11 protein-coding genes and 1 pseudogene are annotated in these 13,659 nt (G+C 60.7%); 2 read left to right on the top strand and 10 right to left on the bottom strand.

The features are described from left to right. Positions 1 to 41 precede the first annotated feature (41 nt). The 4 genes from ACI1V7_RS27485 to ACI1V7_RS27470 form a co-directional block, all read right to left on the bottom strand. Positions 42 to 1,433, bottom strand: a complete 1,392-nt coding sequence (locus ACI1V7_RS27485) for a multicopper oxidase domain-containing protein (protein ID WP_404535732.1) — start codon at positions 1,431 to 1,433, stop codon at positions 42 to 44. Then, entirely contained in the window at positions 1,430 to 2,800 is a 1,371-nt protein-coding gene (locus ACI1V7_RS27480; protein ID WP_404535730.1) for a TolC family protein, read from the bottom strand. The genes ACI1V7_RS27485 and ACI1V7_RS27480 overlap by 4 nt, the downstream gene beginning before the upstream one ends. After that, positions 2,797 to 3,120, bottom strand: coding sequence for a hypothetical protein (locus tag ACI1V7_RS27475; RefSeq protein WP_141839248.1), 324 nt, complete (start codon positions 3,118 to 3,120; stop codon positions 2,797 to 2,799). Before ACI1V7_RS27475 ends, ACI1V7_RS27480 begins: the two co-directional genes overlap by 4 nt. 70 nt (positions 3,121 to 3,190) lie before the next feature. Further along, positions 3,191 to 3,571, bottom strand: coding sequence for a hypothetical protein (locus ACI1V7_RS27470; RefSeq protein WP_404535727.1), 381 nt, complete (start codon positions 3,569 to 3,571; stop codon positions 3,191 to 3,193). 172 nt (positions 3,572 to 3,743) lie between these two features. Between ACI1V7_RS27470 and ACI1V7_RS27465 the strand changes: the two genes are divergently transcribed. Both ACI1V7_RS27465 and ACI1V7_RS27460 read left to right on the top strand, forming a co-directional pair. After that, positions 3,744 to 4,901, top strand: coding sequence for an acyltransferase family protein (locus ACI1V7_RS27465; protein ID WP_141839246.1), 1,158 nt, complete (start codon positions 3,744 to 3,746; stop codon positions 4,899 to 4,901). Positions 4,902 to 5,023: 122 nt separating this feature from the next. Further along, entirely contained in the window at positions 5,024 to 5,452 is a 429-nt protein-coding gene (locus tag ACI1V7_RS27460; protein ID WP_075796154.1) for a YybH family protein, read from the top strand. Between the two features lie 61 nt (positions 5,453 to 5,513). On the opposite strand, the gene cadR is transcribed toward ACI1V7_RS27460, so the two are convergent. The 6 genes and pseudogenes from cadR to ACI1V7_RS27430 all read right to left on the bottom strand — a co-directional run. Continuing rightward, a complete protein-coding gene (cadR, locus tag ACI1V7_RS27455) occupies positions 5,514 to 5,954 on the bottom strand; it encodes a Cd(II)/Pb(II)-responsive transcriptional regulator (protein WP_075796155.1) in 441 nt (146 codons plus the stop codon). 93 nt (positions 5,955 to 6,047) lie between these two features. Beyond that, the gene (locus ACI1V7_RS27450) at positions 6,048 to 7,106 is read right to left on the bottom strand and encodes a cation efflux transmembrane domain-containing protein (protein WP_075796717.1); all 1,059 of its coding nucleotides are present in this window, start codon (positions 7,104 to 7,106) and stop codon (positions 6,048 to 6,050) included. A 96-nt stretch (positions 7,107 to 7,202) separates the two neighbouring features. Next, entirely contained in the window at positions 7,203 to 10,409 is a 3,207-nt protein-coding gene (locus ACI1V7_RS27445; RefSeq protein ID WP_141839244.1) for an efflux RND transporter permease subunit, read from the bottom strand. Between the two features lie 36 nt (positions 10,410 to 10,445). Then, entirely contained in the window at positions 10,446 to 11,669 is a 1,224-nt protein-coding gene (locus ACI1V7_RS27440; protein ID WP_075796157.1) for an efflux RND transporter periplasmic adaptor subunit, read from the bottom strand. A 3-nt stretch (positions 11,670 to 11,672) separates the two neighbouring features. Continuing rightward, positions 11,673 to 12,947 (bottom strand): TolC family protein, encoded by a 1,275-nt coding sequence (locus tag ACI1V7_RS27435; protein WP_141839242.1) that lies wholly within the window; start codon positions 12,945 to 12,947, stop codon positions 11,673 to 11,675. A 56-nt stretch (positions 12,948 to 13,003) separates the two neighbouring features. Further along, positions 13,004 to 13,531: pseudogene (locus tag ACI1V7_RS27430) on the bottom strand (FTR1 family iron permease); the annotation flags it as partial. Between the last annotated feature and the right edge of the window lie 128 nt (positions 13,532 to 13,659).

The raw sequence follows: 13,659 nt of genomic DNA, 5'->3' as shown, positions 1-13,659 counted from the left end.
GTTCATGCCGGCATTCCGTCATGCTGCTAGTGTGCTTTGCCTTAATGCTCCGCATGCCCCGAGGGTTTGCGCACCTGCAGCTCGACGTCGGGCTTGCTGGTGGCCGGCATCAGGCTGCGTCCAGCATCGCTGCTGCGTGCAGGCTCAGGCAACTGACCAGTCCATTCGTAGGCGACCGTACCCGCCGGATGCTTGTACCAGCCCGGGTCGCTGTAGTCGCCACGCTTCTGGTCCTTGCGCACCTTCAGCACGGTGAACATGCCGCCCATCTCGACGCCGCCGAATGGCCCGTCGCCAGTCATCATCGGCAGAGTGTTTTCCGGGATCGGCATTTCCATGCCTCCCATCGAGCCGCCCTTGTCGCCCATGACCATGTAATCCGGCACGATCTTGTTGATCTTCTCGGCAATGCCTCGGTGGTCAACGCCAGTCAGCGTCGGCACGTTGTGGCCCATCGCATTCATTGTGTGATGTGACTTGTGGCAGTGGAAGGCCCAGTCACCCGGGTCGGTGGCGATGAACTCGATCGCCCGCATCTGGCCGACGGCGACGTCCGTGGTCACCTCCGGCCAGCGCGAGCCGGGCGGGGTCCAGCCGCCATCGGTGCCGGTCACCTCGAACTCATGACCGTGAACATGGATCGGGTGGTTCGTCATCGTCAGGTTGCCGACACGGATGCGCACACGGTCGCCTTGCCGTACCGGCATCGTGTCGATACCCGGAAAGACCCGGCTGTTAAAGGTCCAGAGGTTATGGTCCAGCATCGTGTTGACCTTCGGGGTATAGCTGCCCGGTTCGATGTCGTAGGCGCTGAGCAGGAAGACGAAGTCGCGGTCGACGGCAAACCGCCCGATGTCCTTCGGGTGCGTCACCCAGAAGCCCATCATGCCCATCGCCATCTGGGTCATCTCGTCGGCATGGGGGTGGTACATGAAGGTACCCGGGCGCTTCGCCACGAACTCGTAGACGAAGGTCTTACCCGGCGAGATACCCGGCTGGGTGAGACCGGTCACGCCATCCATGCCGTTCGGCAGGCGCTGGCCGTGCCAGTGCACGCTGGTGTGCTCGGGGAGTTTATTGGTCACGAAAATACGCACCCGGTCACCCTCGACGACCTCGATGGTCGGGCCCGGGGACTGGCCGTTGTAGCCCCACAAGTTGACCTTCATGCCGGGAGCGAACTCGCGCACCACCGGTTCGGCAACCAGGTGGAACTCTTTCACGCCGTTGTTCATCCGCCAGGGCAGGGACCAGCCGTTCAGGGTCACGACCGGGTTGAACGGACGCCCGGTGGCGGGTGGCGGCGGCACATGGGTCTTTGCATTGTCCATGACCATCGCTTCGGGCAGCGATGCTGCGCCCACACGGCTGACTGCGGCAGTGCTTACCGCGACGGCGCCGGCGCCTTTGAAAAAATCTCGACGGGAAATCATTGTGCTGTCCTTGAATCAGTATTGCCGCCTGCATTCATGGCGGTCTGAAGATTGGTGTCGGCGATCCAGAAATCGCGCTGCGCCGCGATGGAGGCGTTGACGGCCGCAAGCTGTTCGCGCGATTCGGCAAGCAATTCGAAGGTGCTCGCCAACATGCCGTTGTAGCGGAGCAGCACCTCATCCGCGATCTGCTTGCGCAGGGGAACGACCTCGTCGCGGTAATGGCGGGCGATGTCATAGGTGGTGCGATAGCTCGCATAGGCCTGGCGCACTTCGGAGCGCGCTTTCACGGCGATGTCGCCGGTACGGTAGACCGCCTGCATGTACGTTGCCTGTGCCCGCGCCACGCGCGCGCCGCCCCAGTCGAACAGCGGCAACTCGAGCGATACCTCGTAGCCGTTCTCGCGGGGCGCGCCGGTCGTGCTCTTGTTGGCGTAACCCGCATCGAACACGTTGATGAAACCGGTCGCTTTGGTCAGGCCGAGCGCCTGTGCCGTCGCCTGCGCATCCTGGCGCGCGATGAGGACGTCGAGCCGCTGCGACAGCGCGGTCGCTTCGGCATTGGCCGGCTGGTCTGGCTGCGCGGGCAGCTCAGGCAGCCGGTCAGGCAGGGTGAATGCGAGGGAAGGGCCCCACAGGCCCAGCAGGCGGACCAGTTCCTCGCGTGCGGTCGTGGCCTGCAGGCGCGCTTGTGCCTGCTGGGTCAACGCGTCCTGGTAGAAGGCGCGCTCGCGCGCGGCGTCGAGGGTGCTCCAGTTGCCTGTGGCGCGCATGCGCGCGGCAAGCTCGGCGGCCGCCTCGGCCGATCCACGTACCGTGTCCGCGAAGCCCGCTGCCTGCGCCGCAGCCACGGCCGAGTAATACGCCTTGCGCGTGTCGGCCGCCAGGTTCACAGCCTGCATTGCCGCCTGCAGCTTGGCTTGTTCGAAGCGCCGACGTTCGATGCGGGTGCGGGCCGGCAGGGTCACGAGCGCTGCCAGGTCGAAGGACAGCCCCCGGTCGATTTCGGTCTCGCCACCCCCGCGTACCCGACCAAAGCTGAAGCCCGGGTTCGGCAGACGCCCAGCCTGGACGAAGTCCGCTTCGGCGATCGCGAGCGCGGCGAAGGACGCCTGCAGGCCCTGGTTGTTGAGCAGGGCAATGCGCACCGCAGCGTCGGCGGTGAGCGGCTTGGCGAGCAGGGCGGTCACTTCGGCCCGCGAGTCTTGGTCCCGCTTCAACGGTGCCGGCTGGGCGATGCGTTCCTGCGTCATCCGGGCGACATCATCGAGTCCGCCGTCTTGGGAAAAGCTCGCGCAGCCTGTGAGCAGCGCGGCACTGACCGCTACAGCCAATCGACGCAGGCCAGGTCGTACAGGTGAGTTCATTGGTGCGCTCCTTCGTGTTCGTGCTTGCCGTGCATGTGTTCTGGCGTGGAGACCTTCTGGGATACGCCAGCAGTGGACTGTTCGCCCGATACGGAAGCTTCTGCTTCCTCGCCGAGGACGACGCGGTTAGCGCGAGCCCAGCGTTTATCGGGCGCTTGCGGCGCTTCCTTCGACGCGACGACATTGGCGAAGACGGATTGGTACTGCAGGGGCGCGACAGGCGCATTCGCGTCGGCGGCGGACGGCAAGGTCTGCTGCGCTTGCGCGCAAGCGAGCAGCGGCACGCCAGCTGCGAACAGCAGCAGGGGTGAAAATTTCATGGTTTGTTTCGTGTTGATTGAGGGCTGCACCAGGCAGCCCGGATGCGCGCCGTCAGCGCGCGCGGAAAAATCAAACGAGATCGAGGCGTGGTGGTCGCTCGAGGGCGGGAGGGACGAAGGACGTCATCGCGGCTTCCGCAAGAGCGTGCAGCGAGGAAGAGAACGGCGGTGCGTGGAAGGTGGGCAGTAGTCCTGGAGGCGCGCAGGCGCCAACGCAGCAACTTGCGCAAGCGGCGCACTTGGCGTGTGACGAAACCACTGTCTTGGAGTCAGCCTCGGTGCAGTGCCCTCCGTCCGCTTGCGCGGCGGCCCGATGGTGTTGGTGGCCGGTCATGACCACTGTTTCGTGCACGGCCTGTTCAGGCTGCCCGACCGCCATCGCAGCGCCGCCCTGCAGGGACAGCACCGTGATCGAAAGCCACAGCAGAAGGCGAAAGATCGTGCGCATCATCCAAACATGGTACCGCAAATCAAGAGAATGCATCAAGGCAGCGCTTTTGGCGCTTCGGACCGGATAAGACCAGCAAGGCCCTGCAGGCGTCAACTGCACTTGGGACTAGTCAGGACATCAACAATGGTTGGGTTATATCGTTATTCGGGTTTGTTCACACAGCGAGGCTGTCATGCCGAAAATCACCATTCTCGAAAAGACGAATCTGCAGGAAGACTGTTGGCACTCGATGTTGATCTCCCTGTTGAGGGGCCTCGCAGCGCTGGTGGTGGCCGCAGCACATTTGCGTGCCCAGATGTATCCCGGCTTCGGCACAGTAACGAACCCGCCGTTGCTGTTTCAGGGCTTGGCGTTCGGCGCCGGATTCGCTTACCTTGCCGTGATCGTCTTTTTCGTGCTCAGTGGCTGGCTGGTCGGCGGAAGCTTTCTCAATAAGCTGGACTCGGACCGCGCGTTCCAGAATTACACGATCGACCGGGTCTCGCGCCTGTGGGTCGTGCTTGTGCCGACTTTCCTCGTCGTGTTGCTTGCAGGTTCTGCCATCGGCGCCCTCGATACGGCGCGCGTGTCGTTTTCGACGTCCGAGGCGTACTCGATGAGCGCGTTTTTCGGGAACATGATTGGCCTGCAAACGCTCATCGTCCCCCCGTTCGGCGGCAACTTCCCATTATGGAGCCTCGCCAATGAAACCTGGTACTACCTGCTGTTCCCGCTTCTGGTGCTGGTGTTTCGCGGCAGGACAATCGCGACACGGGCCGCGGCGGTGTTGGCGATCGGCGCCATCTTCCAGTTGGTGCATGGCAGCATATTGATTTATTTTTCGATATGGCTGTTAGGCGCTGCGTTCTCACGGGTGAAGATCGAGGCGGGTCCGCTCTGGCGCTGGGCCTTGCTGTTCCTGTTTGTCGGCAGCGCCATCGTCATCCGGCTGGAGGGTAAAACCGACATCACGCCGGAAGGCTTTCCGCAGTACCTACTTTTCAGCCTGCTGTTCGTACTGTTCCTGTCGAGCATGCAGTTCAAGCGCCGCCTGGGGCCCAAGCTGGACTGGCTGGACCGGACGGGACGGTTCTTCGCGAACTTTTCATTCACCTTGTACGTGCTGCACGTGCCAGTGATCCTCTTGATGGGGCATCTGCTCGCTTCGATGTTGGGTCTCGGCCAGCTCTCGCCCTACCGGTTGTCCCATTACCTCATGTACGCCGGCATGTATCTGGTGCTCGTTGTCGGCGCTTACCTGTTCTATCTGCCTTTTGAGTCGAACACGCCGCGTGTGCGTCAGTGGCTGAAGATGCAGCTATTTGGACGTGTTCGTGCAGTTCGGACGTGATCGGGAATCCAATTGCCGCCGAGGACGACAAAGTATGGAGGTAGGACTGGCGAAAATCTTGAGCTGCTTACCCGTCTCTGGTGTAATGTCAGGCTTGTAATTTCCGTCCATAAGGAGCCTCGATGCGCCGACTGTTTTGCCTCGCCTTTTTTGCCGTGACATCACTTCCCGTCTTCGCCGCCAGTCCGACCGAGGTCGTTGGGGAGTACCATGCAGCGGTCGCCAGCGGTGATACCGCAAAGGCGCTGTCGCTACTCAGTCCCGCAGTCCAGATCTTCGAGAGTGGCCATGTCGAGCAGTCCAAGGACGAATACGCAGGGCACCATCTTCCCGCCGATGTCGCTTTCGCAAAGAACACAAGCCGGAAGGTGGTGAAAGGAAGCGAGCGGATAGGTGGCGACATGGCCGTCGTCATCCAGGAAACCGAGACGCAAGGCACGTATAAAGGTTCGGCGGTTCGCCTAATCGGGACCGAAACCGCAGTCTTGGAAAAGAAAGGTGAGGGATGGGTCGTTACGCATTTCCACTGGTCGTCCCGGAAAGTGAAGTAGAAGAGTTGCTGCAACGGCACGGGTAGCTTTCGCGTTACCTTTCATGGTGCTCGAGCTTGCTTCAACGCTCAGCGACGTGTTCACTTCTGGGACCGTCTGACGAAGAGGTTTCGCCCAGTTGTTTGAGGATTTCACACCGCGCAGCGGGACGCGCAGAATCGCATTGCCTACGCAGTTCGGAAAGCTCGGCATGCAGGGTACGAAGGTCTGCAATCTGCCGGTCGATCTCAAGAATATGCTGGTCGACCAAATCGTTCACTCCGCCGCATGTCATGTCCGGCCGATCCTGAAAACCTAGCAGAGTCTGCACTTCATCCAACGATATTCCTAGCGCGCGACAACGGCGGATGAAGTGCAAACGATCAGCATGGCTGGCGTCGTACAAGCGGTAGTTCGCATGCGACCTGATCGGCGCCGGCATTAGCCCCTTTTGCTCATAGAATCGAATCGTCTCGGGTTGGCAGGCCGCGAGCTTCGCCAGTTCGCCAATTCGCATGTTCATTTTTACACCTCATGTTAGGCCCTCGAGTAGCCATAAGGATTCGAGTTCGTTCTTTCGCCTTCCTGCCACAGGAAGCAATCACGGCTTACGAATTCAGCGCAGTTGGAGGATCCTACGCGCCCCATTGAGGACCACCAAGCCGATGATAATACCGATGACCAGGTCCGGATAAGGCGAACCGGTCCAATTCACCAGTACACCGGCCACGATCACTCCAAGGTTGGCCACAACGTCGTTCGCGGAGAAAATATAGCTTGCCTTCATGTGGGCGCCGCTGTCGCGCTTTTTGGTAATAAGTACAAGACAGCTCACGTTTGCCGCCAGGGCGAGCAGGCCAATACCCACCATCAGGAGCGATTGCGGTTCGCTGCCGTACACGAAGCGCCGGACGACCTCGCTGAGCGCTCCGATCGCCAAAGCCATCTGCAACCACCCGGCAATATGAGCGGACCGCGTCTTCAGATGCGCCGCACGGCCGACTGCATACAGCGCCAGTCCATAGACTGCAGCGTCGGCGAACATATCTAACGAGTCGGCAACCAGGCCCGCCGACTGTGCGATCCACCCGACGAGCAGCTCGACAAAAAACATGACGCCGTTGATCGCCAGGAGCAGGCGCAGAGTCCGCGCCTCCGCCCCATCCTCGTCGCTTGAATGCCGTGAGTGATCCGGATCGGTGGTCGCCGCGCTCGAACTGCGCAGGCTGGCGCCCAGCCTGAGGGGCAGGAGCAGTTCGAGCACGTGCTCGGCCGATCCGGTATGCATCACCTTCAGCTCCCTGTTCGGCAAATCGAACGACATCGACAGTACGTGGAGGTCATCGTTGCACGCCATCCTGATGAGGTTCTCTTCGGATGCGCAGTCCATCTTGGGAATGGTGAACACGCTTTCCCATCGTGGCCCTTCCGAGGACGAACTTTCAGGAGTCAAAGCTGGTTGTGAAGCCTTGAGTACAGCGCCCAGGTTCAGCGGGCGCAGCCGACTCAATATCGTTTCCGCTTCACCCAGATGTACCACCGTAAGTTCCTGTTTGGATAGATCGAACATTAACGATCGAATGCCAGAACGGTTGCCAAGTGCCATGCGGATCAAGTTTTCTTCGGATGGGCAATCCATCTTGGGAATGGAAAAAGTGCTTTCCAAGTAGGTCATCGTAACGCTGGACATAGCTTGCTATTGATTCATGTAGGTTATCTGGATGTCGAGCTTACGTGATTGCAGATTCCGAGTGCGTGCACGAAGCCGTCCTCATTTTTTCGAGACTGACGTTCTACCTCTCTCCGTCATGGCAGACGTGTTCGTCGGCCGTGCGAAGCGAGCACAAAGGGCAGGAAGGACGAACAGAGTCAGCAAGGTGGCCGAAATCAACCCGCCAATGACCACTGTTGCCAGCGGACGTTGAACCTCCGCTCCAGCGCCTGTCGCCAGGGCCATCGGTACGAATCCCAAGGACGCTACCAGGGCAGTCATCATGACCGGACGCAGGCGCCGCACCGCGCCTTCGCGTACTGCGCGCTCCCAAGGCATGCGTGTCGCGAGATCGTCGATCGCGCTCACCATCACCAAGCCGTTGAGCACTGCCACACCCGACAGGGCAATGAAACCCACGGCCGCAGTGATAGAGAACGGAAGTCCACGCAGCCATAGGGCAGCCACACCGCCGACCAGGGCCAACGGTACTCCAGTGAAAATGATCGCGGTCTTGCGCCAGGAGCCCACCGCCGAGTACAACAGCGACAGGATCAAGACGAAACAAAGCGGCACGACGATCGCGAGGCGGGATCGTGCGCGCTCCAGGTTCTCGAACTGGCCACCCCATTCGAGCCAGGTACCGGCCGGTAACCGCACCTGCGACGCGATGCGCGCCTGCGCTTCCTGCACCACGCCGGCGATGTCACGACCGCGAACGTTGGCTTGCACAACCACGCGGCGCTTGCCGTTCTCGCGGCTGATCTGATTGGGTCCCTTGGCTGCAACCAGCGAAGCCACCGACCCCAAGGGGACGAAGCCGCCCGCCGGGGTAGGAACAGGCAATTGCCGCAGACCGTTGATGTCCTGCCTTACCGCATCGGGAAGTTTCACGACGACCTCGAAGCGGCGATCGCCTTCATACACGATACCTGCTTCCTGTCCGGCGAGCGCCGCAGCCAGTGTGCCGTACACATCCTGGGCCGTCAGTCCGACACGGGCCATGGCGTCCCGGTCGAGCCTTGCATCGAGAAGGGGAAGTCCTGCCACCTGTTCGACCCGCACATCGGCCGCTCCCTCGGTCTCACGCAACTGGGCGGCAATCCGTTCGGCCGTCTGGGTCATCGTCGTGAAGTCGTCACCGTAGACCTTGACCGCGATGTCTCCTCGAACGCCGGCCAGCAACTCGTTGAAACGCATCTGGATAGGCTGTGTCAGCTCATACGTTTGACCGGGAAGAACGGCGACAGCGCGCTCAATCTTCTCGACCACCTCGGCTTTCGACATGCCTGGTTCTGGCCACTCGGAGCGCTCTTTCAGGATGATGAAGGTATCGGTACCGTTGGGCGGCATGGGGTCGGACGCGAGTTCGGCGGTGCCGGTGCGGGAAAAGACCAGTTTGACCTCTGGAAGCTTCGCCACGGCTTTCTCGATCGCGAACTGCATCGACTGGCTTTGGTCCACCGAGGTTCCCGGAATACGCCAGGCTTGCAGCAGAACGTCTTTTTCGTCGAGTGTTGGCAGGAATTCCTGGCCCAGCGTCGTAAACAGCAGCAGTGCCAGACCCAGGGCGCCAACACCGATGCCACCTGTCAGCTTTGGCCGTGCCACGGCACGGTCGAGCCAGGTGGCGTAGCGCCTTGTCGTTCCCGCCACGAACCGGTTCTCCTGTTCCTCGACGTGTTTCGACAGCCAGAGGGCGATCATTGCAGGCACAAAGGTCAGCGACAGGACGAATGCGAACGCGAGCGCCAGAATGACCGTTACGGCCATCGGCATAAACATCCTTCCTTCGACCCCTTGGAACGTCAGCAGGGGAACATACACCAGCATGATGATGCCCTGACCATAGACACTAGGCCGGATCATCTCCCGCGCGGCGGTCGCTACCACTTCAAGGCGTTCAGCCTTGGTCAGTACGCGGCCGGCGTCGTGCTGCCGATCAGCGAGACGTCGCAAGGCATTCTCGACGATGATCACGGCGCCATCAACAATCAGCCCGAAGTCGAGCGCACCGAGGCTCATGAGATTTGCGGTCACGCCGGCCCGCAGCATGCCGGCCGAGGTCAGCAACATCGTTATGGGAATGACCGCAGCCGCGATCAGCGCGGCCCGGATATTGCCGAGCAGTGCGAACAGCACCACAATGACCAGCAGCGCACCTTCTATCAGGTTTTTGGCGACAGTGTGGATCGTTGCGTCGACGAGCCGGGTTCGATCGAGTACCGGCTTGACGATAACGTCAGCTGGTAACGAGCGGGCAATTTCCTTCAATCGTGCATCGACCGCGGCGGCAACGGTCCGGCTATTTTCTCCTATCCGCATGACGGCGGTACCGAGTACGACTTCGTGGCCGGACTCCGACGCAGAACCAAAGCGCACTGCATGGCCAACGGTAACCTGTGCGACTTGCGAAACGAGGATAGGTGTGCCGTTACGCGTGGCGACGACGATCTTGCTGAGATCGTCCACCGTGGTGACGCGTGCATCGGCCCGCACCGTGAGCGCTTCACCGTTACGTTCAACGATTCCGGCGCCTGCGCTGGTATTGTTGCGTTCCAGCCCCTCGGCCAGGGCGGTCATGGTCAAGCCTGCCGCCGCGAGTCGTTGCGGATCGGGCATGACCACGTACTGCTTGACGTATCCCCCCAGGACATCGATACCGGCAAGCCCTTTCGTTGTCTTGAGCTGCGGTGCTACGATCCAGTCCTGGATCGTACGCAGATACGTCGTTTTCTCGACCTCGTTATGCAGCCGGGTGCCTTCTGGCGTCACGTAGCTGCCGTCCGGTTGCAGGCCGGTCTTCGCCCCGGATTCGTGTCGGCCGGAAAACTCCACTGTCCACATGTAAACGTCGCCCAGACCGGTGGCGACAGGCCCCATGGCAGGAGCGACACCTGTAGGCAGATCGCGTTCGGCGGAGCGCAGGCGCTCAGCCACCTGCTGGCGGGCGAAGTAAATATCCGTGTCTTCCGAGAACACAGCCGTGACCTGAGCAAAACCGTGCCGGGTCAGCGAACGCGTGGATTGCAGCCCCGGAATTCCTGCCAACGCTGTCTCGATAGGAAAAGTTACTTGCCGCTCGACGTCGGCCGGTGACAAGGCGGGAGCCGACGTATTGATTTGTACCTGGACGTTGGTAATGTCGGGCACGGCGTCGATGGGAAGGCGCGACAGAGCGACGGCACCGGCCAGGGCCGCCAACAAGCTTGTGAACAGTACCAGCCAACGACGGGCTACCGCGAAGGTGACGATGCGAGCAATCATTTCAGGCCCCGTCCTCGCATCCGTGGAAGCGTCATGTTAATCATCATCACCACCTTCGCCTTTGCCCAGCTCGGCTTTCAGTACATAGCTGTTGGTCACGGCGACGCGCTCGTCACCCGTCAAGCCAGAGACGACCGTGACATAATTGCCATTGGACGGGCCGAGCGTGACAGGCCTGACTGCAAAGCCGTCATTCGTACGAACGAAGACGGAAGGCTTGTCCTCGACCGTCTGCAGCGCGTTCTGAGGGACAGCCAGGACAGTCTTTCCGTTCGGATGCTCCAGCAGGACGGCAGCGCGAACTGTTTCACCCACCCGCCAGAGACCTTGGGCATTCGGCAGGGTCGCCAAGGCCTGCACCTGACGCGTGTTTGCGTCGATCACCCGCGATACGAAGGCGATATGTGCAGTGCCATTGCGGGTCGGCGTGGAGACGTCCACCGCGGCGCCCACATGCACACGACTGGCATCCTCGGGGGCCAAAGCCAGCGCGACCGACACTTCGGACAAGTCGGCGATACGGAAAAGCTCAGTGTTGGGTCCAACGACGTTGCCCAATACCGCTTGGCGCGCAACCACGTAGCCTTTGATGGGGGAGCGCACCACAAGACGGTTCAAGGGGCCACTCCCGCTGCCTCCGGCAGCAGCCAGTCGCTGCTCGGCGAGCCGGTAACGTGTCTGCCCTTCAGCTGCGGCAGCCTTGGCAGCGATATAGTCTTGTTCGGCTGACACTTTTTCTTTGAACAGCCGCTCTTCGCGCTGCAAGGTGCCCCGCGCGAGTTCGCGGTCTCGCCGTGCCGCTTCCAAATCCGCTCTCAGCTGAGCCGCCTCGCCACTTTCGACGACCGCGAGCACATCACCACGATTTACTGGCTCTCCTAAATTACGGTGCAGGGCGGTAATCCGACCACCAACGGCGACCGCAACCACTTCGGAGCGTGAAGGACTCGCATCGATCATCCCTGGCGCTTCGACCGAGTCGGTGGCGATCTGACGTACTGGTGCTACCTCGATGCTCGATGCGACAAGTTGTGCATTCGTCATGCGAATGGTGTCGGCTTTACCCTTCTCGGAGGCTTCACCTTTCTCAGCCGACTCCCGTTTCTCTGCCTCTTCAGTTTTGTCATTCTTGCGCTGTTCGCCCGTGTGTTCCACATGCGGTTGTTCGGCAGCTGGTTCCCTGCCAGCCTGCGGTGATTTGGAGCACGCTGCCAGCCATAACAAGCACGCGTAGATGAGGGGACGGTAAAACTTGGGCATCAATCAGTCCTTATAAATTGGGTCGAGGTGTCCGAGCAGTCGCGCCAGACGAGCGCGGGCGTCGTGAAACGTGGCCAAGGCGTCGATGGCAGCTTCCTGCGTCTGTGACAGAGAGCGTTCGGCCTCAATCAGATCGAGTTGCGAAAACTTGCCCTCGGCGTAGCCGATACGCGCGATACGCGCCGCCTCCTGGGCCGCAGCTAGCTCGGGACCGCTCGCAGATATGGCGCTCGCCCTAGCGTCAGTGACGTCGGCCCGGGCAGATGCAAGGGCTTCAGCGAGGTCTAGTGCGGCAGCGTTGCGTTCTGCTTCCGCCTTGTCCAGTTCGGCCCTCGCACGGGCCACCTCTGCATCGCCCCGGTTGAACAGGGGAAGTGGAATCGATAGCGCGACGACTGCTGCGGTGTCGCTTGTTTCCTTTATCCGGCGCGTACCTGCGCTGACGGTCAGGTCTGGGATGCGGGCGCGACGCGCGCTATCTACGCGCGCACGGGCAGCCGCCACCTGGGCCTCGGCGGCCGCGCGTGACAGCGAGCTTTCTGGCGCATCGATCCCGGCTTCTGCACTCGTATCGTCGAACCACGGCGCCACGATTGCCAATGGTTGTGTTGCCCCGATTAATCGGGCCAGGTTTGCTCGCGCCACTTCTGTCGCACGCGCGGCACGACCTGCGTCGACATCCGCTCTGAGACGCTGGGCGGACGCTCTCTGTTCGTCGATAGGGGAGACCTTGCCGGCACCAACGCGAAGGTGTGCGACGCGTTCAGTCTGCACTGCCAGTTCCCGCCGTTGATCCGCTATCCTGAGACGCCGTTCGCTTGCCGCGACGGCAATGAACGCCTGGGTTATTTTTAACGTCAGGTCTGCTTTGGCGACGGCAACACCAATTTGTGCCGCCGACTGCTCGGCTTGTGCGACCCGAGTGCGGGAACTACGTTTCCCGCCAAGTTCCAGCGGCATCGCGACAGAGTAGGTCGTTTCGCTTCCGCCGAACCGTGCATAACGACCTGTGCCAAGAATGTTTTCAGCTTCCACGGATAATGTCGGGTTTGGAAGCAATCGTGCGGCCTGCACTGCAGCGTCGGCACTATCGACCGCGGCCTTGGCGCCCTGAACCCCAGGTGCACTTTCCTGAGCGCGTGCAACAGCTTCCCGCAATGTGAATGCCTGTCCAGTCGCAAATACTGTTTCAGCATGAAGCGGCTGTGCCGTCGACAAGACATTGGATAGTATCGCTATGAAGAGGAATTTCGATATGTTATGAGAGCAGTTCGCCATGCAGAACCTTTACGTACGGATATTCGCTATTTATAAACTCTGCAGTTACTGGAGGGTCAAGCACTTTCTGCGTTCAAGTTTTTTCTAGAGCGCAGATTGTATGTAACGGAAATAATTACGACGGCGACGAGCAGCAGTTGGGCTGTCAAGGTCTGCAAAGACGGGTAAATACCAAGAATCTCGATGTGCGGAGCGCTAACCGCCGTGTTCTCGAATATCCCCACTTTTTGCAGAGCGGCCACTCCCTTTCCGATCAATACCGTGGCGAGCACCGCAACCAGGGCTGAGCTGAATGCGAAGAACTGGCTTATCGGCAGACGCGCAGACGACCGCAGCAGGACGACTGCGATCGCGCTTAAAATCGCGATTCCGCACCCCAGACCTGCGAGCATGTACGGACCGTTCCCATCGCTCCACAGAGCCGCGTAGAACAGTACTGTTTCGAAGACTTCACGATAGACGGTCACAAAAGACAAGGTAAACAGCATTAATGCCGAGCTCTTTGTCAGTGCCGAAGATAGCTTGTCGCGCACATACGCCTGCCAGCGGCCGGCAAGACTCTTCTGGTGCATCCAGATTCCCACCGTGAATCGCCACCACTACGCTAGATACTCCTGAGTCATAATTCTAGGCAAAAGGAGTCAACATGAGTGGAAAGCGGTACACGGAAGAATTCAAGGTCGCGGCGGTCAAGCAAGTGACTGATCGTGGA

Origin of the sequence: Massilia paldalensis (genome assembly GCF_044901715.1) — a bacterium.
In the GTDB taxonomy this organism is placed as follows: domain Bacteria; phylum Pseudomonadota; class Gammaproteobacteria; order Burkholderiales; family Burkholderiaceae_D; genus Telluria; species Telluria paldalensis.
Note: the sequence above shows the minus strand (reverse complement) of the source record. Positions and strands in the feature narration are given on the sequence as shown.